Genomic DNA, 22975 nt, shown 5'->3' on the forward strand with positions numbered 1-22975 from the left:
TTTACCTCCGTTACTCATTTTCTTCTAATAACATGACATATTGATTAATTTCTTTATTACCAAACGATTTTATTTTATCATAAATTTCTGATCGTGCATGAAATTTTTGCACAAGCTGTAACTTTTCTTCATATTCTTCCATGATTTTCTCACTGCGTCTCAGTGTATCAAGAATAGCACTGCGTGAAACATCAAAATTTTCACTGATTTCTGCCAATGAAAAATCCTCACGATAATACTGAGTACAGATTTCTTTTTGCTTTTCAGTCAGCAAATCCTCATACCAATCAAGATATTCATTCATTTTTTCAGTCTTATTATTCATTACCAGCCAATCCTTCACACAGACTATATAAATAAGCGTCTAAGTCAAATGGCCGCAAATCATCTAATTTTTCACCCAAACCGATATATTTTACCGGCAGGCCTAAACGATCACGAATCGCGATGACGATGCCGCCCTTAGCCGTACCATCTAATTTCGTCAAAATAATGCCTGTCACATTGCATGCTTCAGTAAATAGCTCAGCCTGTGAGATCCCATTTTGACCAGTAGTCGCATCCAGTACCAGCCATACCTCATGAGGGGCGCCCGGGATTTCCCGTTCAACTACACGGTGCATTTTGGAAAGCTCATTCATCAGATTAGTCTTATTCTGCAGACGGCCGGCGGTATCACCAATCAGCACATCAATCTTATTTTCTACCGCATAACGGCAGCCATCGACTAATGCCGCACTTGGATCGCCGTTTTCGCGTCCTTTGATGCAGTGGATATTTAAACGCTCAGCCCAAACCGCCAGCTGATCAATCGCACCGGCACGGAAAGTATCTGCCGCCGCAACAGCCACCGTTTTGCCCTGATCCAGAAACAGCTTTGAAAGCTTGGCGGTGGTCGTCGTCTTGCCGCTGCCGTTAACGCCAACCATCAGGATTACTGTCGGTCCCTGATCATTAAACTCAAATTCACGGTCTTCTTTGGCATTATACATTTTTGCCATTTCTTCAATCAGACATTCAACGATCTCATCAAAATTTTTCAGTTTGCGGTCCATTGCCGTATTCTCAACCGCATCGACAATTTTCTGAGCGGTGTGAATCCCGATGTCCGCTTCCAAGAGAATCACCATCAGCTCCTCAAGAAATTCTTCATTTACGCCGGTGAAATTCAAAGATAAACGGCGGATTTTTTCCGAAAAAGACTTTCTTGATTTATCCAGGCCGCTTAAATAGCGGTCACTGTCCTGTTTGCCTGAAAATGCCTGTTTTAATTTAGAAAAGATACCCATTAGGCATTCACCTCTTTCTTATCTACATATTGCATAGCTTCCTGCAGCTGCACCTTAAGCAGTGAGCTGACACCATTTTGTTTCATTGTTACGCCATAGAGCGCGTCACACTGCGCCATCGTGCCCGGCCGGTGAGTCACAACGATAAACTGACTGCCGCCGCGGAAATGGGAGATATACTTAGCAAACCGCTCAACATTGGCCTGATCCAGCGCTGCCTCAACCTCATCGAAAATACAAAGCGGCATTGTTCTTGCCTTTAATATAGCAAAGAGAACACAAATGGCAATCAAGCTCTTTTCACCGCCGGAGAACAGCTTGATGTTTTGAACATTCTTGCCCGGCGGCTGAACATCAATATCAATTCCCGTATTCAGGATGTCATTGGGATCGACAAGCACCAGTGAGGCACGGCCGCCGCCAAACAGCGTTCTGAATACATCGTTTAACTCCGCGTTGATTTTATCAAACATTTCCTTGAACTGCTTGATCATCACCTGATCCATTTCATCAATAGCTTCAAGAATCTTGTCCTTGGCAGCAAGCAGATCACCCTTTTGCTTCGTCAGGAATTCAAAACGGCCGCTGACTTCTTCATACTGAGCCGGCGCTTCCAGATTGACATTGCCTAAAGCACTGATTTCCTGACGCAGCACCTGTACGCGTTTTCTGGCTTCCGCAATATCGGTATCCATTTTTTGCGTCTGGGCATATTCAAACGTCATTTCATAATCACTGCTTAAACGGTTTAAAGCGTTCTGAAGCATTGTTTCTGCCTTAACCCGGCTTAATTCATATTCACGCTCATCAGCAAGCAGCGCATTGCATTCACGGCGCAAATTGCGGATTGAAACATCATTACGTTCCACTTCCGCGCCAGCCTTCGCGCGGCGTTCACGTTTAATTTTTAACTGTGAGGTAATCGCGTCACGTTTAGAATACGCGCCGCTTAACTGGGCAACTAAAGTATCCTCGCTCACCGCTTCATCATCATTCAGCTCACCCGGCTTTAATTCCTCATACTCAGCCTTCAGACGATCCATCTTCGCTTTCTTCGCATCCACGACCGGCTGCAGCTGTGCAATATCAATTTTCAGCTGTACCAACGATGCCTGCAAGGCTTCACCTCTTGAAGCCAGTGATGAACAATCATCTCTCAGCTTATCCGTCTTGACCTGCTGATTCGCAATTTTTTCATGAATCTGATCCAATTCCTTCTGCAGTGACATCGGTGAATAGGAATCTCTTACCTTACCGCCGCTCATACTGCCGCCCTTATGGACCACATCGCCGTCCAGCGTTACGATTTTATAATTAAAGTGGAGGGTACGGGCAAGCTCATTCGCATTGATCAGATTATCGCAGACCAATACATTGCCCATCAGTGAGTCACGAACAACCTCAAATGCCGTATCACAGTCTACAAATTCATTTGCAGTGCCAAGGTAGCCGACACTGTTTTTAGCAATGATCTCATGCTCCTTGAAGATACCGCGTTTTTTCAATACGGTAATCGGCAAAAAGGTCGCCCTGCCTGACGCATTCTTTTTCAGATATGTAATGGCGTGACGGGCACTGATTTCATCCTCGGTGACAATATAATACAAAGCACCGCCAATCGCATTGCTGACAGCATTTTCATAATTGTCATGCGGTTTTAATATCTGTGAAACAACACCTAAAACACCATTTAAAGAATCCTTTACCTCTAAGATTGCCTTTACACCCTGCTGATGATTAAACGGCTGCTTCACTAGATTCTCAAGTACCGAGCGGCGGTTTAACAGACTGTTCAGATAAGCGTTCTGTTCATTCAGCATCACATTGCATTGAGCCGCATCATTGCTTAGCTTATCCGCCTTCTCCTGATTCAGCTTTAAATCAACATTTAATTCATTTAAACGTGAGCTGCGGTCATTATACTCATACTGTGCTTCATCAATCATCGCCTTTAATTCTTTAGCTCTGATTTCGGCATTAGCCGAAGCCATGGCATATTTGCGCTTTTCATCAATTTCTGTTTTACGGGCATCCAATGACTGAATTTCACCCATAATTTTCATAAATTCATCCTGAAGCTGATTCACCTCACGGTCAAGCTGTGACATTTCCTGCTTCAGCTCAAGATTCTTGCTTTCACTGACCGCAATCGTTGTTTCATGCAGCGCTTTTTTACTCTGCAAATCAAACGCCTTTTTCTTTCCCTCTTCAATCTGCTCATTCAGATGCTCAATCTCATCAACAAGTACGCTGATTTCAATGGCTTCCAATTCCTGCTTCTTTTCCAAATAAGTCTCAGCTTTTTTCGCCTGCCGCTTTAATGGGGTCACCTGACGTTCAAGCTCCATGATAATATCTTCCAAGCGATCAAGATTCTCCTGAGTGCGGCTCAGTTTTCCCAATGACTCGATTTTACGTTTTTTATACTTTGCTACACCGGCCGCTTCTTCGAATAAACCGCGGCGATCTTCCGGTTTTGATTCCGCAAAGCTGGAAATGGTGCCTTGCGAGATAATAGACAAGGAGTCACGGCCCAAGCCGGTATCCATGATCAGATTTTGAATATCCTTTAACCTGCATGGTGTACGGTTCAAAAAGTATTCCCCTTCACCGGTTGAACGATGCAGCCGTCTTGTAATTTCTACCTCTTCATAGTCAACATGCAGAAAATGCTGTGTATTATCAAATACCAAGGTAACCTCAGCCATATTTACAGCCTTGCGGGTATCTGAACCTGAAAAGATCACATCGCTCATTGAAGTACCGCGCAGACTTTTTACGGACTGTTCACCCAGCACCCAGCGAATCGCGTCGTTGATATTGCTTTTACCGCAGCCATTAGGTCCTACAATACCGATTACATCAGAATCAAAGGTGATGATGGTTTTATCGGCAAAGGATTTAAAACCCTGCAGTTCTATACGTTTAAGGAACATGATTTCCTCCTTTACAAGCTAACTTATGCCATACCATTATAGCATAACAAAGACAAGAATTGAATTAAATTCTAAAGCGTGCTACACTAAGTGCCTAGAGGTGATAACCATGTCTTTGAATTCAATGAAAAACATGACAAGGCTCAGTTTCAGCGAAGAAGTCGGCAATACGCTCACCCATGGCATCATGGCGCTGCTGTTTCTTTTTGCCCTGCCCTATGCCGCAATTTTAGGTTATATTAAAGGCGGCGCAATGCAGGCATTTGGAGTATCCGTCTTTGTCATATCCATCTTTTTAATGTTTCTGATCTCTGCGCTTTATCATTCAACTCCCTTTGAATCGACGAATAAGCTAGTCTTCAGAATCCTTGACCACAGCTGTATTTATATCGCGATTGCAGGCTCCTATACACCGATTGCGATAACCATGATACAAGGCTGGCAGAGTGTGCTGATTTTGATCATTGAATGGTCAATCGTTATTGGCGGCATCCTTTACAAAATATTCGGCAAGCGTGAATTCAGCAAGCTCTCATTAGCTATTTATCTGATCATGGGCTGGATTGCCGTTTTCTTCCTGCCGACGATTATTGCGAAAGCAGCTTGGCAGTTTATCTTCTTTATAGTCCTAGGCGGTGTCTTTTACTCAATCGGTGTCTATTTTTATTCTCATCAAAAAAAGAAATATTATCATGTGATTTGGCATCTATTTATTAATTTAGCATCGATTGTACACTTCATTGCCATTGTTTATTATCTGTAACAAGAAAAAGACGCGGTTTTCTGAATCATCAGAAGCTGCGTCTTTTATATTGGTAAATGAGTGATAATCCATGCCCCTAAAACAAGACTGGCCGCGTTGGCAATAAGACATGTGAAAAAATTTCTGATTTTTTTGTGTTCATCAATAAATGCCGTATAAGGAATTAGTTCAAATAACACGACAAGCATTTCTAAAACAAAATAAATAATAATTGCGTATGCATTCGCAATAGATTTACTTAACATGATATTCACGAACCCTTGTGTGAGTAAGTTGGTAATCAAAAAGATCTGCCAGCTCTTTTTCTGCCGGTAGCCAAACAGGAAGAAGACAATCCCCTCAATGACTAAAGTCAAGCTTACCCGCATGCTGACTAAGAGCGGCGCGCGGTATGGTGAAATCCCCATTTCAACCGTTTGTGTTTTAAGATTCAATTGAAGCAGGTTGTTGTAGGTCTCAAACGCTGCCGCAGGCAAGTCACAGCTGAAATTTATATTTTCGCTGCTTACAATCAGCTTGGCCTTGGTGAAGTCAACATCATACCGTGCCTCAGATAAATGATAGTAATAGCGATAATACGTCTCCCAAGCTTTTCTCTCTACTCGCAGCTCAATGATTTCCTGCTCATCAAATTGAATTGCCAGCCGCATGTCTTCAGGCGCGTTCTCAACAACGATAAGCAAGCCCGGCGGCTCCGCGGAATTGGCCTGAATTGGCAATGCATTCAAAAGCGGAAAGATCAAAATCAACACTGCCATGAATAACTTGTATTTTCTCACTTTCGATCCCCTCTTTCATTGATATGATTTCTATATATATATCATAGCATAAATAACTATTAAATGTTTACAGAATCAAGACCGCAGGACAAACGCAGACATTGTGCTGTCAGCGTAGAAGCTTTTTGAATCATCATCAGCGGCGTACCGGTGAAAACTACCTCACCGCCGTTTTTACCGCCATCCGGCCCAATATCGATCAGCCAGTCTGCCTGTTTCATCACATCAAGATTATGTTCAATAACAATCAGCGTATTGCCGCGTGCCACAATGGTATCAAACAGCTTCAATAATTTTTCTATATCAGAAAGATGCAGGCCGGTGGTTGGTTCATCCATAATAATGATACTGCCCTTCTTACTTAGATTTTTAGCCAGCTTCAGCCGCTGCCGTTCACCGCCGGAAAGTGTGCTGAGCGGTTGTCCAAGGCTGAGATAGTCTAACCCCACCTGCTGAAGCTGTTTCAGCTGCCGGCTTATTTTCAAATCTGTAAATACAGCCATCGCTTCAAGTACCGTAAGATTCAATAATTCAACAATATTCATCCCTTTATATGTACAGGCTAATGCTTTTTGATTATATCTTTTCCCTTCACAGGCTTCACATTCAGTCACGATGGGGTCCATGAACGCAAGTTCAGTCACAAGTACGCCCTTACCCCCGCATACCGGACAGGCACCTGCTGAATTAAAGCTGAACAGACTCTCCGGCTGATTATTTTCTTTCGCCAGCAATTTGCGGATTTCATCAAAGAAACCAAGATAAGAAGCCGGTGTAGAGCGATTCGTCGCCATAATCGGCCCCTGATCAATCAATACGCATCGATCAGCATATTGTTTGGCAAATACTTGCGAAATCAGGGTGCTTTTACCAGAACCGGCAACCCCGCTGATCACACTCATGACACCCAGCGGTATATCAGCATCCACATGCTTTAAGTTATGCAGACAGGCATCGCGGATCGGCAGACTGCCCTTAGGCTGGCGCGTTTTCATCTTGATCGGCAGTATCTGACGCATCGCTTGCCCAGTCAGTGTATCAGCATTCAGCAGTTCTTGATACGTGCCTTCAAACACGATTTCACCGCCTTGTGTGCCGGCTCTTGGACCGACATCAATCACATGATCCGCAATCGCGATTACATCCTTGTCATGCTCGACAACCAATACGGTATTCCCCTTGTCCCTTAACTGTTTTAATAGCTTATTCATGCGATAAACATCACGCGGATGCATACCGGTACTCGGTTCATCAAAAATATAAGTCATGCCGCTGAGGCTGCTGCCCATATACCGCACCAGCTTTAAGCGCTGCGCCTCACCGCCGGACAGGGTTGATGTCTCACGGTTTAAGTGAAGATAAGGCAGTCCGATGTCAATCAACCGATCCAAGCCTTCAATCAGCGACTGTACAAGCAAGTCCACCCTTTGATCCTTGATCTGCGTCAAAACGATCTTTAGCTGTGTAAGCTCCATTTCACATAAATCGGCAATTGAATAGCCATTGATTTTACAATTCAGCGCCGCCGCATTTAACCGCTTGCCATGGCAGTCATCACATTCCTTTTCCACGATCAGCTGCCGAGATTTTTCCTGTGAGTGACGACTTTTACCGCTGATATCCCGATTTAATAATGTCTTCGTATATTTATTAACTAAACCGCTGACTTTGGGATGAACTACTTCTCCATCATCACTTCTTGTACCATAAAGAAGCAGATGATATTCCTCTGCCGTATACGCTTTGATCGGCTTATCCAAATCAAACAATCCTGATTCAGCGTACTGCCGCCAATACCATGTACCGGGTGCATACAAAGAGTCATTTACACAGCCTTCCCGCCAAGATTTATTCACATCAATGATAGAATCAATATCAACCTTCGTCACTTTGCCAAGTCCGGCACATGTCTTGCACATGCCATTGGGATCATTAAAGGAAAAATAAGAAGCACTGCCGGCATAGGGTGTGCCGATTCTTGAAAACAAAAGCCTTAAACTGGCATATAAGGAACTGATGGTACCGACTGTTGAGCGGGCATTGCTGCCTAACGGTGACTGATCGACAACAATTGAAGCGGTCAGATTCTCGATTTTCTCAACACTGGGTTTTGGATACTTAGGCAGTCTGGATCGGATATAAGCAGGATAAGATGCATTCATCTGCCGCTGTGCTTCAGCCGCTATCGTATCAAAAACAATACTGGACTTACCTGAGCCTGATACACCGGTAAATACCGTTATTTTTTCTTTGGGTATGCTTAATGAAACATGCTTTAAATTATTCTGGGTAAGCCCAACTATTGTGATATCCCTCATTTTAACCTCTTTCCATTCAAGTTTATTATCATGAATTAGATTCTTTTGATTATACAGCATGCATCATAAATTTACCTCTCATTTTATGACTTGTTTGAATAGCTTATTTTTATAACCCAAAGCCTATAATTAGTGAATATAAAACAGCATACCTAATCGCTTATGATTAAGATATGCTGTTGATTTAAAGCTATATTGGCAGAAACATTAGAATTAAGGCACCAAAAACCAAACTCATCAGATTAGCACTTACAACATAACCAAAGGTTCGCCGTCTTCGATGTTCATTGATAATTATCATAAACGGAATCATCTCAAGCACTAGAACGAGAAATTCCAACATCTGATAAGTTATGATGATATGATCATTAATCATGGAAGTGCTCAGCGACACATTCACAAAGCCCTGGGTCAGCAAGTTAACGACGAAAAAGGTAATCCAGCTTTTTAGCTTTCGATAGCCGAAAAGGTAAAAGACGATACCTTCAATAACCAGTGTCAAGCTTACCCGCAAAATAACTAGCAGGGCTGTCCTCAGCTTGGACTTTCCCTCTTGAATTGTCTGCGTCTTTAAATCAAGTGTTACTAGATTGTTGTAGCGATGAAAGACTGTGTCCGGCAGATCGCAGCTAAAATTAAATTCAGCACTGCTGACGATCAGCTTGGCATGACTAAAATCGATGTCCGTTAAGTCATTGCCAACCCTATGATAATAAAATTGATAATAGCCTTCCCATGCTTTTCGCTCTGAAACAAGTTCTGCCTCAGCATCATCAAATTGAAGTGATAAGGTTAAATCATCAGACGGGTTATTCACAATGATAACTAAACCGGGCGGTTCTGCTGAGTTTGCCTGAATTGAAAGCGGCAGAAAGAAGGCAAAAAGCAATAGGAATAATGTACAAAACGATGTTTTCTTCATTACTGACACCTCACTTATTATCAATCAGCCACGGTTTAGAAATTATGATAAGCTTATCCATCTATATTTATCATACTAAACATTCAGTATAATATCAAATAAATCGTAGTACAGGAAGCATCATGAAAATTCACTAGGCTGCAGTTTCTTTCTTCTTTGGCAGTTCACGCAGTTCAAACACCGGTTTACCGTTTCGGATATGCATGATCAGCAGCTTAATCTCATCGTTGGCTAATCTTACCTGACACCAATGATCCTTAATCAGCTTTTTAGCCATTAAAGCGGTAGGCACTTTGTTGATTGAGGTCAGAAAGAAATCATTTTTCCAGATTGCGAATTTACAGCCGTTGCGATAATTAGTGCAGCCAAAGCTTTTAGGATATTCCACGATTTTATGACCGCAGATTGGGCATACGCCTAAGCTTTCCCGGCTGTCCATATAAATTGTCTTCTCTAAATTAGGCATAAAGGCATCTACTACCGTCTTCACCAAATCAGCGACATCCGCCTTGCCCTCTTTAATATCCTCCTGAATCACCCACCAGCGAGCTGTACAATCTGCTTTCTTTATTTCATCAGGCAGAATCTGGTAAAAATCGCGTCCCAACTGAGTGGATAAAATCTGTTTTCCCTTCATTTCCACATAACCGCGCTTGATCAATGTTTCAACGATCGTCGAACGGGTAGCACTGGTGCCAATCGATCCATTTTCACCCTTTTTATCTTTATCCTTGGCTTTTAATATCTTCTTAACCTCTGGATCTTCAACATATTTTGCGATGCTTGTCATATCGCGGATCAATGAGGCCTGAGTATAATGCTTCGGCGGATTTGTCGCCTTTTCACTAATCACACTGTTAAGCACACAGCCGTCATATTTTCCCGGTTTAAACTCCAGTTCATCACTTTCTTCACCGTCATCATTTTCCTTGATTTCCTGAAAATACTGACGATATCCCTGATCTAAAATCTTCGTCAGCACTAACCGCAGCTCACCGCCGTCCACCGGCGCACTTAAAGTAGTCTGCAGCTTTTGAATCGGCGGCAGAAACTGCATAAAATACATATTGCAGATTTCAGTGTAAACATTCATTTCCTCTTCACTCAAGGCTTTGATATTAAAATTGGACATCGTTGGAATGATGGCATGATGGGCCGTAACAAATTGATCATTAAAACACTCCGAATGCAGAGTATAATCAAGCGGCAGCGCCAATCCCAATTTATTCATAACAAATGGCAGCAATTTGCCGGCTTCTTGATAATGCTCCTCTTTCAGATATTGGGAATCTGAACGATTGTAGGTAATTGCCTGATAACGGTCACGAAGTGTCTGCGTAATACGGTCAGTGCGGCTTAGATCATAGCCATACTTAACATTCATTGCCGCCTGCAGCTTAGCCAGATTATAAGGCAGCGGCGGCCGCTGACTGTTTTCCTTTTGTTCAACCTTTACTTTTAGAAGCTGATCCGTTAATTTTTCCTTCAGTTCATCCAGAATACTGCGGTCAAGGATATTCTTTTCATCATTTAAAATCGCTTTGCTTGGCTTATACTTCATTTTGACCTGTTTATTATCAACTTCCACATCAACATCTAATTCATAATATACTTGCTTTTGATGAGTTTCTATCTGTAAATCACGGGCCACGATTAAGCCGAGTGTAGGACTTTGAACCCGGCCGACACTCATCGCTTTTTTACGCAGTGATACGGAGAACAGTCTTGTATAATTGATACCCACGACATAATCAGCTACGGCTCTGGCATAGGCGCTGCGGCCAGCCAACCGGCAGCTTTCATCATTATCCTTCATTTCCTTGATTGAACGGCGGATCAGCTCCGGTGTATTATCATTGATATAAAGCCTTTTCACCGGTTTGTCACAGTGATGATAATCAAGAATCTCATCAATCAAATACTGTCCCTCATCATCAGGGTCACCGGCATGGATAATCTGATCCGCATTGCTGATCAGCGTGCCGATTTGGGCTACACGGTTTGCCTTATCGCCATCTGGTACCTGCTGCCATTCATCAAAAACAATCGGCAGATCTTCCTTTTTCCATTGCTTATATTTAGGATCATATTCTTCCGGCTCTTTTAATCGCAAAAGGTGACCATAAGCCCATGTAATTGTCAAATCACCCTTTTGGATCACTCCCTGACGTTCGCGTTCAGTTGCGTTTACCGCGGCCGCAATGGCTCTGCCAAGCTCTGGCTTTTCCGCTAAAATCAGTGTTTTCAAAAGCAGCCCTCCCTTCAAAAAACGAAGGCATCGCCTTCGCTTAATTAAAACAGTCGCAAAATATCATTCCAGGTTACAAATACCATTAAGCCAACAACCAGTGCGACACCAATCATCATAATAATGGTTTCCCATTTTTCACTGAGCTTCTTACCAATCAGCTTTTCAAGCAGTACGATAACGATGCGTCCGCCATCAAGAATCGGCAGCGGCAGCAAGTTAAAGATACCGATATTTAAAGATAACAGACCCAGCCATGTCATAAAGGCTGTGGCGCCTGATTGTGTGATCTGACTCGTTGCTTGGAAAATACCAACCGGTCCTGACATATCCTCAAGGCCCACGCCTCTGACAAGGTTGCCTAAGGCTGAAATGATCTGCATCATCGAACTGCCCATTGCCATCGTACCATATTTAAAGGCTTCATACCATTGAATCTCAATGACAGAGCTGCTGGCCTGAATACCAATCAGATACGTCGTGCCATCACGCTGCAGTTCAGGGGTAATCATATAATCCTTGATTTGTCCGGCTCTTGAAACCGTCAGAATGATTCGATCCTGAGGATTCTGCTGAGTACGGGCAATTATATCATCAAAGGTTTCCGGAATGAATGACGTACCATCGTTCAGTGTTACCTTAACAATTTCATCACCTGGCTGAAGCCCTACCTTTTCAGCCGGTGAATTCTCAATAATTCCTGATAATACCGGCAATGCAGGCCCAGCTACCGATCCTCTTGCCATGACGATGCCGACAAAAATCACCCAAGCCAGCACAACATTCATAAAAGCGCCGGCAGCCATAACAACGACCTGCTGCCATGTCTTAATGCCTTTAATTGTCCGCTCATAAGGGATGCCAGTCGTATCTGTACCTTCTTCTCCCGCCATCTGCACATAACCGCCCAGCGGCAAAGCACGGATTGAGAAGACAGTCTCGTTATTCTTATTTTGATAAAGGGCAGGCCCCATACCAATTGAAAATTCGCTGCAGTATACATTAAAGTGCTTTGCGGTAATCAGATGTCCAAATTCATGGACAACAACAATTACCATCAGCAGCAGAATAAACATAATAAAGTTAAATAAAAATTGCATTAAACGGCTCCTTTCACAGCTTCATTGACAAATGCTCTAGCAGCACCGTCACTGCGGATAATATCCTCTAGGGTAGCATTTTCAATGAATTCAATGCTTTCTACAGCCTTGAATACATAAGTTTCAATATCTAAGAAGTTAATCTTGCCAGCCAAAAACAACGCTACTGCTTCTTCATTGGCAGCATTCATAATAGCACACGCATTGCCTTCAAGCCGGCCGGCCTTATAGGCCAGTCCAAGCAATGGATAGCGGTCAAAATCAGCCTTTTCAAAATGCAGTGTACCAATTTTCGCAAGATCCAGCGTTTCACTGTTCATAAGCGGCAGTCTTGCCGGATGTGTCAAAGCATACTGAATCGGCAGCCGCATATCAGCTGTACCCAATTGTGCCATCAGCGCATGATCACAGTATTGTACTAAAGAATGAACAATGCTTTCCCGATGCAGCAGCACTTCAATTTTATCATAATCGATATCAAAAAGGTAATGCGCTTCAATAACTTCAAAGCCTTTATTCATCATTGTTGCAGAATCAATCGTTATTTTGGCCCCCATTGACCAGTTAGGATGTGACAAAGCTTCTTTTACCGTAACACCCTGCAGCTGATCACGGCTGCGGTCACGGAAACTGCCGCCGCTCGCAGTGATAATTAATTTTTCAACACTGCCATGCGCATTGCCCTGCAAACACTGGAAAATCGCGGAATGTTCACTGTCAATCGGTTTCAGGGAAACACCGTATTCCTTAACCGCGGCTTTCACAAACTTGCCGCCGACAATCAAGGTTTCCTTATTCGCCAGCGCGATATCCTTGCGGCATTCAATCGCTTTAAGCGTTGGCAGCAAGCCGACAAAGCCCACCAAGGCATTGACTAAGGTATCACCATAAGGCAGCGCTGCCAGTTCAAGCAAACCTTGATCACCAATATGAATATCCAGATGCGGATATTTTTTTCTGATTTCATCAGCATCCTGTTCATCCTTAACACAGATTGCCCGCACCTTAAATTCATCAAGAATCTTATAGGCCGACGCCAATCGGCTGCGGACACTGAAAGCTGCTAATTCAAACAGCTCTGGATGAGAACGAATCACATCCAGCGTCTGTTCACCGATTGAACCAGATGCGCCTAATAAAATGATTTGTTTCATAATAAGTTCACCACCGTAAAGATCAGATAGAAAACCGTCAGATTAAACAGCAAAGAATCCACCCGGTCGAGGATGCCGCCGTGTCCCGGTAACAAATAACCGAAATCCTTGATTTTATAGCTGCGTTTAATGGCCGAAAATGCCAAGTCGCCAATCTGACCGAAAATCGGCAGGAAAATACTGCCTAACGCCATCGCCAGCAGATGTTCATGTGAAATAAAGAAATACGCAAACAGGAAAGAAATCACTGCCGCGAAAAACCATCCGCCGATACTTCCCTCAATCGTTTTCTTCGGAGAGATTCTGACACATAGCTTATGCTTGCCAAAAAAACGGCCGCACAAGTAGGCGAAGGAATCACAGACATAGGTTGCCAGAATGATAAACCAGATAAACAGCGGTTCCTGATTATACATCGCCAGAAAGCCAGTGCCGATGGTAACGAAAAAAGCCGCAAACGCCATACATAGAAACGTATCAGATACTAACATTTTTTCACTGAAGACAGGCATTGCCAACAATATAATACATACAAAGCCAACATAAGGCAGGCGCAGCCGGGCATCCAAAATAAGCGAGAATAAGACTGCCGCGATCAGAAAATACTCAACTGCACGCGGACAATGCTGCTCACTCAGCTGACATACCTCATGCAAACCGACAACAATAATGAAAACCACTAAGGCGTCAATCAAAATACCGCCAAACAATAATGCCGGTATCACACAGGCAAGAATAGCAAACATGGTTAAGATTCGAGTTTTCATTCCTTTAACCCTCCAAACCGGCGGTCACGCTGCTGATATTGTTCAAGGCAGCGATGCAGCTCTGCTTCATTAAAATCAGGCCAAGCCGTATCTGTAAATATCATTTCCGCATAAGCGCATTGCCATAACAAAAAATTTGACAAACGTACTTCGCCAGATGTGCGGATCAGCAAATCAAGCTCCTGATGCTCACCCATCATATATTGACCAAAAGCCTGTTCATCGATATCCAGTGATGCTTTATCAGCCAATACATCCTTAGCATATTGCTGCGCCGCCAGCGTAATTTCCCGGCGGGCACCGTAATTTACCGCTAAACAAAGGTTTAAACCGGTATTCATCGCTGTCTCATCAATGGCATTCTTGATCACCGTAACGGTATCTTTGGGAAACTTCTCATATTCGCCGATACATGACACCCTGATATTCAGCGCCTTTAATTCTTTAATATATTTAGAAAAAAACATCTTCGGCAGCTTGCAGAGATAATCAATTTCCGATTCCGGCCGATTCCAGTTTTCCGTAGAAAAAGCATATAAAATTAAGGTTTTCACCCCTAAACGATTCGCTTCCTTAGCAATCGTGCGCACATTTTCAGCACCCTGAAGATGGCCGGCTGTCCGCGGCAAACCGCGTTTTTTTGCCCAACGTCCATTGCCGTCCATGATAATGGCAATGTGAGCAGGTATTCTTTGTAAATCCATGCGTGATCCTCCTAAAGTAAAGCCCACAATGCTGTGGGCTACAATACTGCATGATGCAACGGATTAAACAGCCATGATCTCCTTGGATTTTTCATCCACGATCGTATCAATTTTCTTAACGAACTCATCAGTCAGCTTCTGAATCTTTTCATTCGCCTGCTTAGCCTGATCCTCCGGTAATTCCTTATTCTTCTTAACCGCATCATTTGCTTCACGGCGCACGTTACGAATCGCTACCTTCGCTTCTTCACCCATCTTGCTTGCTGACTTACTTAATTCACGGCGGCGGTCTTCTGTAAGAGCCGGAACATTAATACGAATCATCGTACCGTCATTCTGCGGCACTAAACCTAAATCAGCCACTTCAATCGCCTTTTCAATTTCTTTCATAATCGATTTATCAAAAGGCTTGATGCAAAGCTGACGGCCCTCCACTACTGAAATGCTGCTCACCTGATTGATCGGTGTAGAGCTTCCGTAATAATCAATATGCACACGGTCTAAAATCTGCGGATTCGCTCTGCCGGTTCTGATTGTCGCCAGATTGCCGTGCAGACTTTCGATTGCTTTGTTCATTTTTACTGTTGCATTATCTAAGATTTCCTTCATAATTATTGTCCTTTCTTGGTAATTAATGTACCATTTACTTCACCCTTGACAGCTTTTAGAATATTGCCGGGTTCGTTCATATTAAATACGATCAGATCAATGTCATTATCCATACACATTGAAGTGGCTGTCGTATCCATGACATGGAGATTTTGCTGAATCAGATCCATATATGTAAGTGACTGATAGCGCACCGCATTCTTGTCAATCTTCGGATCAGCCGAATAAACGCCGTCTACACCGTTTTTAGCCATTAAGATGACATCAGCGTTAATTTCACTGGCTCTTAAAGCAGCTGTCGTATCCGTTGAAAAATAAGGATTACCTGTACCGGCACCGAAGATGACAACCCGTCCCTTTTCCAAATGACGAAGCGCTCTTCTTAAAATGAATGGTTCTGCGACCTTATTCATTTCAATTGCTGACTGCACTCGAGTAGGCACGTTCTCCTGTTCAAGCGCGTTCTGTACTGCCAGCGCGTTGATTACGGTTGCCAGCATACCCATATAATCGGCCTGAGTTCTTTCCAGACCCATCTGTTCACATAATTTACCGCGGATGAAATTACCGCCGCCGACTACAATAGCCAGATCAACACCTAACTCAGCTACCTCTTTTAATTCTCTTGCTAGTCCCTTTAAAATTTGGGGATCAAATGAATTACCCGGTGAAGACAACGCTTCCCCGCTCAACTTCAGCAAAACTCTTTTATACATTGTTATTTTCCACCTTTTCGCTACATCTCTTTAAAGATAGACCGGTTTTAAACACACGTTTCTACCATAACAATTATACTAGATAAAGCCTTCAGTTACAACACTCATTCACGAAAAATCTTGTTCATAACAGAACTGCTTCGGCAGCAGATAAAAAAAAAGCATCGATGATTCTAATGAATCACCAATGCCTTTTAGGTTTAAATTAGTTGCCTTTGATCTGATTCATTACTTCATCAGCAAAGTTTTCACTGCGTTTTTCAATACCTTCACCTACTGCATAGCGGATGAATGATTTACAAACTGCATTGTTTTCTTTCAGGTATTGACCTACTTTTAAATCAGGGTTCTTGAAGTAAACCTGATCTACTAAGCACATTTCCTGTAAAGATTTAGTCAGACGGCCTTCAACGATACCGTGTAATACTTTTTCAGGCTTAGAAGCTAAAGAAGCATCGTTCTTTAAGATTTCTAATTGTACGTGTCTTTCATTTTCAATGAATTCAGCAGGCATATCATCGCGTGATACGAATTGCGGACTCATTGAAGCTACCTGCATAGCAATATCCTTTGCAACAGCTGTGTCAGTACCAGAAATTACGGATAAAGCTGAAATCTTGCCGCCCATGTGAATATAAGCGCCGAAAGCTTCATCATCAGCTTTTTCAACGATTGCGAAACGGCGGAAAGTAATTTTTTCACCGATTGTAGCAGTCGCTTCAGTAACTAAAGTTTCTAAAGTCTTGCCATCTGCTTCAGCAGCCAGTGCCGCTTCCATAGAAGCTGGTTTAGCGCTCAGCAGTAGGTTTTGTACCTGATTCATCAATGCCAGAAATTGTTCATTCTTAGCAACGAAGTCAGTTTCTGAGTTAACTTCAAATACAACAGCTGTGTTGCCATCTACAGCAACGCGGGTTGCACCTTCAGCAGCAATGCGGTCAGCTTTTTTAGCAGCCTTTGCGATACCCTTTTCACGAAGCCATTCGCTTGCTTTATCAATATCGCCATCGCATTCTGTCAATGCTTTTTTGCAGTCCATCATACCAGCACCTGTCTTATCGCGAAGTGCTTTTACATCTTGAGCAGTAATTGCCATTTGATTTTCCTCCTTGTTCGTAAATTTCGAAGTGGTAATTATTCAGCAGCCGGAGCCGGTGCAGCTTCAGTTGTTGCTGCTGGTTTTACAGTTTCTTTCTTTACGAAAGGTTTGCCGCTGCGAGGACCGTTACCATTGCGGTTGTCTCTGTTGTAAGGACGACGGTTAGCTTGTGCTGCACGGCGTTCTTCATTTCTCTGACGGCGGCGACGATCGTTTTCAGCGATTTTTTCTTCAACATTAACGATTACATCAGCCATTGTGATATCTTCGCCTTCTTCGATGTTATGAGCAACTGAAAGCAGACCGCCCTTAGCTTCAACGATAGCATCAGCCATTAATTCAACGATCAGCTTCACAGAACTGTTGCCGTCATCATTTGATGCGATTGGGTAATCAACAGCTTCAGGATCACAGTTAGTATCTACCATTGCAAATACAGGGATACCTAATTTCTTAGCTTCCGCAACTGCATTGTGTTCTTCTTTTGGATCGATAACGAAGATTGCGTTAGGCAGTTTCTTCATTTCTTTAATACCGCCCAGGAAGTTTTCTAATTTAGCTTTTTCTTTTTTGATTTGAGCGATTTCCTTCTTAGGATATACATCGATCAGACCGCTTGCTTCCATTTCTTCAATTTCAATTAAACGTTTAACACGTTTTTGAATTGTGCGGAAGTTAGTTAATAAACCACCCAGCCATCTTTGGTTAACAAAGAATGAACCTGAGCGCAAAGCTTCGTCAACAACGATTTGCTGAGCCTGCTTTTTAGTACCTACGAATAAAACCTTACCGCCTTTTTCAGCAATGTCCTTCATTGCTTCATAAGCTGTATCGATTTGTTCGATTGTCTTTTCCAGGTTAATGATATATACACCATTTCTTGATGCATAAATGTTTGGTTTCATTTTAGGATTCCATCTTCTAGTTTGATGTCCGAAATGAACGCCAGCTTCTAATAATTTTCTCATTGAAACAACAGCCATTTTAATTCCTCCGTTTTACCTCCATCATTTCTAGCATTGATAACCCTGTAGTGACAGTCTTTAGTCAAGGGCACGGATCAATGAATCCATGATGTGTGTGTTTCTCACGTATTAACGTGCTTTACAATTATAACAAAGTTAGATTTTGTTGGCAAGGCTATTTTGATACTTTTGCCCTTGGAAATGCACTATTATAGGCATTTTTAAGCCTTTCGCGGGTTACATGCGTATAAATTTGCGTCGTTGACAGCGACGCATGGCCTAAAAGCTCCTGAACCAGACGCAGATCAGCACCGTTATCCAGCATGTGCGTTGCGAATGAATGACGCAGCATATGCGGGTGAACTCGCAGCATCAGACCGCTTTTTTTGACTGTCTGATCTAAAATGTATTGAATACCGCGGCTTGTCAGCGGCCGGCCATGCTGATTAACAAAGACAAAAGCATGATCATCCGCGCACCAAAGCGGCCTTACTTCGCGAAGATAACGAAGCAGGAATTCCTTTGCGACATCGTGGAAAGGAACGACTCTTTCCTTGTTGCCCTTACCAAGAATGTGAACAATGCATTCACTGAAATCAAGATCGCTGATTTTAAGCGCTGCCGCTTCGCTGACACGCAAGCCGCAGGCATAGATTAATTCAAACATCGCCCGATCACGCAAACCAGCCGCTGTTTCAATATCAATGCTGTCAAACAGCGCGTCAAGCTCATCATAAAATAAAAACTCTGGCACCTGCCGGCGGACACTGCCCAGCTTCACAAGCACAAAGGGATTGGCTGAAAGGATGCCGTATTCATTCAAATATGTATAAAAAGAGCGCAGTGTTGATACCCTGCGCAAAACCGAATTATTTTTAAGCATACATTCTTCGCGCAGATAACTGATATAATTCAAAACAATACTGCGGTCAACCATTTCCAGCTTTTCGATCCCTTCACGATGCAAAAAGTCTCTAAATTTATGAAGATCCCGTTCATATGCGTCACGGGTATGCTCAGAATTCGTATTAATCTGGGATATATAATTCAAGAAGCGTTCAATTTGCTCATTCATGAGTATGATCCCTGAATTCTCTGATCACCGATAAAGCCTGCTGGGCGAGCTTTTCCTTGCGGTCTTTCTTATTAGTCTTAACCACACACTGCAGCAAACCAAAGGTCGCGTTCATCGGCTGAAAATGATCAGCATGTGTATGCGTTATGTAATAAGCCATCGCGCCAATCATACAGGTCGGCGGCAAAATCACCGCTTCCTTGCCCTGCATTTTAAGCGCCATATTGATTCCCGCCAATAAACCGCTGGCAGCTGATTCAACATAACCCTCAACCCCGCACATCTGGCCGGCAAAAAACAGATTTTCTTTTTCCTTGCACTCATAGCTGGCCTTTAAACATTTCGGCGAACAGATATAAGTGTTGCGGTGCATGACCCCATAACGGGCAAAGCGGGCATTTTCAAGACCCGGAATCATAGCAATGACACGTTTTTGTTCACCCCATAATAAATGCGTCTGAAAACCGACAATGTTATAAAGCGTAGCCGCCGCGTTATCCTGACGCAGCTGCACAACCGCATAAGGATGTTCACCCTCACGGCCCAGTCCAACTGGTTTCATCGGCCCATAAAGCAAGGTTTTCTCACCGCGCTTCGCCATTTCTTCAAAAGGCATGCAGCCTTCAAAATATTTTTCATCCTCAAATTCATGCATCTTTGTGCATTCAGCGCTGATTACCGCCTGATAGAAAGCGTCAAATTCTTCTTTATTCATCGGACAGTTGATATAATCAGCATCACCCTTGTCGTAACGGCTCTTATAATAAGCCTTACTGAAATCAATGCTGTCTTTTTCAATAATCGGTGCCGCCGCGTCATAGAAATAGAAGCGTTCTTCATGGAGTAAACGCTGAATCGCTGCGCCTAACGCTTCACTTGTAAGCGGGCCGGTCGCAATGATTGCCGGGCCTTCAGGAATCTCACAAAGCTCCTCATGGACAACCTCTACCAGCTCATGTCCCTTGATAAAATCCGTGATTTGTTTAGAAAATGCTTCACGGTCAACCGCCAGCGCGCTGCCAGCCGGCACCTGATTAGCATCCGCAAACCGCATGATCAATGAATCAAGTTCACGCATTTCCTGTTTCAAAAGCCCTACCGCATTATTAATATCATTGCTGCGCAGTGAATTTGAACAAACAAGCTCCGCGAAATTTTCACTGTGATGAGCCGGTGAGCTTTTTTGCGGCCGCATTTCAATCAGGGTTACCGGAATATTCCGTTTAATCAGCTGCCAGCATGCTTCACAGCCGGCCAGCCCAGCGCCAACAACTGTTACTCTATTCATCAGCATCGCTCACTTTCTTCTTACTTACCGTCTTCTTCACTGTTTTTTTCGCAGTGGTTTTCTTTTTAGCTTCTTTTTTCGCAGCCGCTTCTGGATCCTTTTTAATATAACGGCATTTTGGATAACCGCTGCAGCCGACAAAGGTTGTACCAAAACGGCTCTTGCGCTTCACCAATGGCTTGCCGCATTCCGGACAATCCTCACCCGTAGGAACGGGTTCTTCCTTTACCTTATTGCTTTTAATGTATTTACATTCAGGATAATTGGAACAAGCGAGGAAAGCACCAAAACGGCCTTTTTTCATAACCAGCTTGCTGCCGCAGTTTGGACATACCTCATCCGTTTCATTGTTTTCTTCATTTTCCGCCTTCGTATACCGGCAGCTTGGGAAATTAATGCAGGATACAAAACGGCCGTAACGGCCATTGCGGTATACAAGCTCATTGCCGCATTCCGGACAAAGCTCACCGGTTCTCTCCAGTTCCTTCTTTTCCATATTTTCATACGCGTGATCAAGCAGCGGCATAAACTGATCATAAAATTCACGCAGCTCCTTGACATTGTCCCGTTCACCCTCGGCAATCTCATCAAGATCCTTTTCCATATTAGCTGTATAGGATACGTTGATGATGGACGAAAAGAATTCCTGTAATTTTTTATCGGTCAAAATTCCCTGCTCCGTTGGGAAGAACACCTTCGTCTTACTTCCCTCGCTGGCTTTTTCAAGTGAAACATAACCGCGGGCCTGAATCGTATCGATGATCATCGCATAAGTGGAAGGACGGCCAATTCCCTTTTCTTCCATTTCTTTAATCAAACGCGCTTCTGAATAACGAGCCGGCGGTTCTGTAAAGTGCTGCTTGCCATCCAGCTGAACATGCTCAAGCACTTCTTTTTCTTCAAGATCCGGCAGCAATTCATCCTTAGTCTGTTCATAATCCTTATAAACCGCTAAATAACCGTCAAAGGTAATGATGCTTCCGTTAGCTGTAAATTCACAGCCGTTATTAGCAATCGTCGCAGTTACAACATCACTTTTGCTAGGCGCCATTAAATAAGCCAATGCCCGTGCATAAATCAGCTTATAGAGCTTGTATTGATCATTAGTCAGATATTCCTTTACCGAATCCGGTGTGTTATGCACATTGGTCGGGCGGATGGCTTCATGGGCATCCTGCGCATTCTGACTGTTCTTCTGATGCACAAAACCAACATACTTCTTACCATAAGTCTCCTCAATATGATGGAAGGCATCCTTAACAAAAACATCACTCAAACGGGTTGAATCCGTACGCATATAGGAAATAAGACCTTCCGTATGACCACCCAGACTGATACCTTCATAAAGCTTCTGCGCTACCTGCATCGTCTTTTTAGAACTGAAGCCCAGCTTAGTTGAAGCCTCCTGCTGCAAAGTAGAAGTAATAAACGGCAGTCTGGCTGCCTTGCTTTTCACCTTGCGTTCAATTTTATCGATGACAAACTCACCGGTGCAGCGATCAAGAACCGCCTGCGCCGCCGCTTCATCCTTCAATTCCGGTTTCTTTCCATCAACCCGGATCAAACCCGCTTTAAATTCTTTTTTATTCTTTTTAATCAGCGCGTCGATAGTCCAATACTCTTCACTCTTAAATGCTTTAATTTCATTTTCACGTTCAACAATCAATCGTAAAGCGACCGACTGCACCCGTCCCGCTGATTTTGACTGAATCTTATTCTGAAGCAGCTTACTAAGCTTAAAACCGATGATACGATCAAGCATCCGACGGGTTTCCTGGCTTTTTACCAGGTTCAGATCAATCGTTCTCGGATGCTCAAAGGCCTCCAAAACAGCATTCTTAGTAATTTCATTAAAAATAACACGATTCTGCTGAGTCGTATCAAGTCCCAGCTCCTGCGCTAAATGCCAGCTGATTGCTTCTCCTTCACGGTCAGGGTCACTGGCCAGATAAACTTCATCCGCTTTTTTAGCACGCGCCTTTAAATCCTTTACAATATCCTTTTTATCACTGCTTACTTTATAAGTAGGCTTAAAATCATCTTCAACATCAATACCCAAGCCACCCTTGCCTGTAGTAGCCAAATCGCGGATATGACCTTTGCTGGATACAACACTGTAATCCGGGCCAAGGTATTTTTCAATCGTCTTTGATTTGGAAGGTGATTCCACAATCACTAATTTCTTCATGGCATTTCTCCTTGTTACACTTATCTTATTATTCTATAACTTTTTAATTTGTCAA

The 22975-nt window shown here is 43.2% G+C and carries 19 protein-coding genes; 1 reads left to right on the forward strand and 18 read right to left on the reverse strand.

What is annotated here, in order from left to right; genetic code table 11:
- Positions 1-10 precede the first annotated feature (10 nt).
- The 3 genes from ylxM to DWZ33_RS00960 are packed head-to-tail and all read right to left on the reverse strand — an operon-like array spanning position 11 to position 4225.
- Positions 11-325: a YlxM family DNA-binding protein gene (gene ylxM, locus DWZ33_RS00950; RefSeq protein ID WP_022937747.1), complete on the reverse strand. Its 315-nt coding sequence runs from the start codon at positions 323-325 to the stop codon at positions 11-13.
- The gene (gene ftsY / locus DWZ33_RS00955; RefSeq protein ID WP_022937746.1) at positions 318-1289 is read right to left on the reverse strand and encodes a signal recognition particle-docking protein FtsY; all 972 of its coding nucleotides are present in this window, start codon (positions 1287-1289) and stop codon (positions 318-320) included. Before ftsY ends, ylxM begins: the two co-directional genes overlap by 8 nt.
- Entirely contained in the window at positions 1289-4225 is a 2937-nt protein-coding gene (locus DWZ33_RS00960) for a chromosome segregation protein SMC (RefSeq protein ID WP_022937745.1), read from the reverse strand. Before DWZ33_RS00960 ends, ftsY begins: the two co-directional genes overlap by 1 nt.
- Positions 4226-4334: 109 nt before the next feature.
- Between DWZ33_RS00960 and trhA the strand changes: the two genes are divergently transcribed.
- A complete protein-coding gene (gene trhA, locus DWZ33_RS00965; protein ID WP_022937744.1) occupies positions 4335-4988 on the forward strand; it encodes a PAQR family membrane homeostasis protein TrhA in 654 nt (217 codons plus the stop codon).
- A 44-nt stretch (positions 4989-5032) separates the two neighbouring features.
- Here the strand turns inward: trhA and DWZ33_RS00970 are convergent, their stop codons facing one another.
- The 15 genes from DWZ33_RS00970 to topA form a co-directional block, all read right to left on the reverse strand.
- Positions 5033-5767 carry a hypothetical protein gene (locus DWZ33_RS00970; RefSeq protein WP_147352863.1) on the reverse strand — a complete coding sequence of 245 codons (735 nt, stop codon included), beginning with the start codon at positions 5765-5767 and terminating at the stop codon, positions 5033-5035.
- A 59-nt stretch (positions 5768-5826) separates the two neighbouring features.
- Positions 5827-8085: an ATP-binding cassette domain-containing protein gene (locus DWZ33_RS00975; RefSeq protein WP_118453935.1), complete on the reverse strand. Its 2259-nt coding sequence runs from the start codon at positions 8083-8085 to the stop codon at positions 5827-5829.
- A 190-nt stretch (positions 8086-8275) separates the two neighbouring features.
- Complete coding sequence (locus DWZ33_RS00980; protein ID WP_118453495.1) at positions 8276-9007, reverse strand: hypothetical protein; 732 nt, start codon at positions 9005-9007, stop codon at positions 8276-8278.
- Between the two features lie 133 nt (positions 9008-9140).
- Positions 9141-11255: a DNA topoisomerase gene (locus tag DWZ33_RS00985; protein WP_118453496.1), complete on the reverse strand. Its 2115-nt coding sequence runs from the start codon at positions 11253-11255 to the stop codon at positions 9141-9143.
- Between the two features lie 44 nt (positions 11256-11299).
- Positions 11300-12355, reverse strand: coding sequence for an RIP metalloprotease RseP (gene rseP / locus DWZ33_RS00990; RefSeq protein WP_022937739.1), 1056 nt, complete (start codon positions 12353-12355; stop codon positions 11300-11302).
- Complete coding sequence (gene dxr, locus DWZ33_RS00995; protein WP_118453497.1) at positions 12355-13509, reverse strand: 1-deoxy-D-xylulose-5-phosphate reductoisomerase; 1155 nt, start codon at positions 13507-13509, stop codon at positions 12355-12357. Before dxr ends, rseP begins: the two co-directional genes overlap by 1 nt.
- Complete coding sequence (locus DWZ33_RS01000) at positions 13506-14276, reverse strand: phosphatidate cytidylyltransferase (protein ID WP_118453498.1); 771 nt, start codon at positions 14274-14276, stop codon at positions 13506-13508. The genes dxr and DWZ33_RS01000 overlap by 4 nt, the downstream gene beginning before the upstream one ends.
- The gene (locus DWZ33_RS01005) at positions 14273-14980 is read right to left on the reverse strand and encodes an isoprenyl transferase (RefSeq protein WP_022937736.1); all 708 of its coding nucleotides are present in this window, start codon (positions 14978-14980) and stop codon (positions 14273-14275) included. The genes DWZ33_RS01000 and DWZ33_RS01005 overlap by 4 nt, the downstream gene beginning before the upstream one ends.
- A 63-nt stretch (positions 14981-15043) precedes the next feature.
- Entirely contained in the window at positions 15044-15589 is a 546-nt protein-coding gene (gene frr, locus DWZ33_RS01010) for a ribosome recycling factor (protein WP_022937735.1), read from the reverse strand.
- 2 nt (positions 15590-15591) lie between these two features.
- Positions 15592-16305 (reverse strand): UMP kinase, encoded by a 714-nt coding sequence (gene pyrH, locus DWZ33_RS01015; protein ID WP_022937734.1) that lies wholly within the window; start codon positions 16303-16305, stop codon positions 15592-15594.
- 205 nt (positions 16306-16510) lie between these two features.
- Entirely contained in the window at positions 16511-17401 is an 891-nt protein-coding gene (tsf, locus tag DWZ33_RS01020) for a translation elongation factor Ts (protein WP_022937733.1), read from the reverse strand.
- Between the two features lie 38 nt (positions 17402-17439).
- A complete protein-coding gene (gene rpsB / locus DWZ33_RS01025) occupies positions 17440-18387 on the reverse strand; it encodes a 30S ribosomal protein S2 (protein WP_022937732.1) in 948 nt (315 codons plus the stop codon).
- A 157-nt stretch (positions 18388-18544) separates the two neighbouring features.
- The gene (gene xerA / locus DWZ33_RS01030) at positions 18545-19444 is read right to left on the reverse strand and encodes a site-specific tyrosine recombinase/integron integrase (protein WP_118453499.1); all 900 of its coding nucleotides are present in this window, start codon (positions 19442-19444) and stop codon (positions 18545-18547) included.
- The gene (gene trmFO / locus DWZ33_RS01035) at positions 19437-20732 is read right to left on the reverse strand and encodes a methylenetetrahydrofolate--tRNA-(uracil(54)-C(5))-methyltransferase (FADH(2)-oxidizing) TrmFO (RefSeq protein ID WP_118453936.1); all 1296 of its coding nucleotides are present in this window, start codon (positions 20730-20732) and stop codon (positions 19437-19439) included. Before trmFO ends, xerA begins: the two co-directional genes overlap by 8 nt.
- The gene (gene topA, locus DWZ33_RS01040; RefSeq protein ID WP_118453500.1) at positions 20725-22920 is read right to left on the reverse strand and encodes a type I DNA topoisomerase; all 2196 of its coding nucleotides are present in this window, start codon (positions 22918-22920) and stop codon (positions 20725-20727) included. Before topA ends, trmFO begins: the two co-directional genes overlap by 8 nt.
- Positions 22921-22975: the final 55 nt, after the last annotated feature.

This window comes from Dielma fastidiosa (assembly GCF_003475485.1).
In the GTDB taxonomy this organism is placed as follows: Bacteria; Bacillota_I; Bacilli_A; order Erysipelotrichales; family Erysipelotrichaceae; genus Dielma; species Dielma fastidiosa.

Bases quoted from the DNA above. Each gene is read 5' to 3' on its own strand.
- xerA (WP_118453499.1), bottom strand. From the start codon at position 19,444: ATGAATGAGCAAATTGAACGCTTCTTGAATTATATATCCCAGATTAAT.
- ftsY (WP_022937746.1), bottom strand. From the start codon at position 1,289: ATGGGTATCTTTTCTAAATTAAAACAGGCATTTTCAGGCAAACAGGAC.
- trhA (WP_022937744.1), top strand. From the start codon at position 4,335: ATGTCTTTGAATTCAATGAAAAACATGACAAGGCTCAGTTTCAGCGAA.
- DWZ33_RS01005 (WP_022937736.1), bottom strand. From the start codon at position 14,980: ATGGATTTACAAAGAATACCTGCTCACATTGCCATTATCATGGACGGC.
- DWZ33_RS00960 (WP_022937745.1), bottom strand. From the start codon at position 4,225: ATGTTCCTTAAACGTATAGAACTGCAGGGTTTTAAATCCTTTGCCGAT.
- DWZ33_RS00975 (WP_118453935.1), bottom strand. From the start codon at position 8,085: ATGAGGGATATCACAATAGTTGGGCTTACCCAGAATAATTTAAAGCAT.
- rpsB (WP_022937732.1), bottom strand. From the start codon at position 18,387: ATGGCTGTTGTTTCAATGAGAAAATTATTAGAAGCTGGCGTTCATTTC.
- ylxM (WP_022937747.1), bottom strand. From the start codon at position 325: ATGAATAATAAGACTGAAAAAATGAATGAATATCTTGATTGGTATGAG.
- dxr (WP_118453497.1), bottom strand. From the start codon at position 13,509: ATGAAACAAATCATTTTATTAGGCGCATCTGGTTCAATCGGTGAACAG.
- trmFO (WP_118453936.1), bottom strand. From the start codon at position 20,732: ATGAATAGAGTAACAGTTGTTGGCGCTGGGCTGGCCGGCTGTGAAGCA.
- DWZ33_RS01000 (WP_118453498.1), bottom strand. From the start codon at position 14,276: ATGAAAACTCGAATCTTAACCATGTTTGCTATTCTTGCCTGTGTGATA.
- tsf (WP_022937733.1), bottom strand. From the start codon at position 17,401: ATGGCAATTACTGCTCAAGATGTAAAAGCACTTCGCGATAAGACAGGT.
- topA (WP_118453500.1), bottom strand. From the start codon at position 22,920: ATGAAGAAATTAGTGATTGTGGAATCACCTTCCAAATCAAAGACGATT.
- DWZ33_RS00980 (WP_118453495.1), bottom strand. From the start codon at position 9,007: ATGAAGAAAACATCGTTTTGTACATTATTCCTATTGCTTTTTGCCTTC.
- frr (WP_022937735.1), bottom strand. From the start codon at position 15,589: ATGAAGGAAATCTTAGATAATGCAACAGTAAAAATGAACAAAGCAATC.
- rseP (WP_022937739.1), bottom strand. From the start codon at position 12,355: ATGCAATTTTTATTTAACTTTATTATGTTTATTCTGCTGCTGATGGTA.
- pyrH (WP_022937734.1), bottom strand. From the start codon at position 16,305: ATGTATAAAAGAGTTTTGCTGAAGTTGAGCGGGGAAGCGTTGTCTTCA.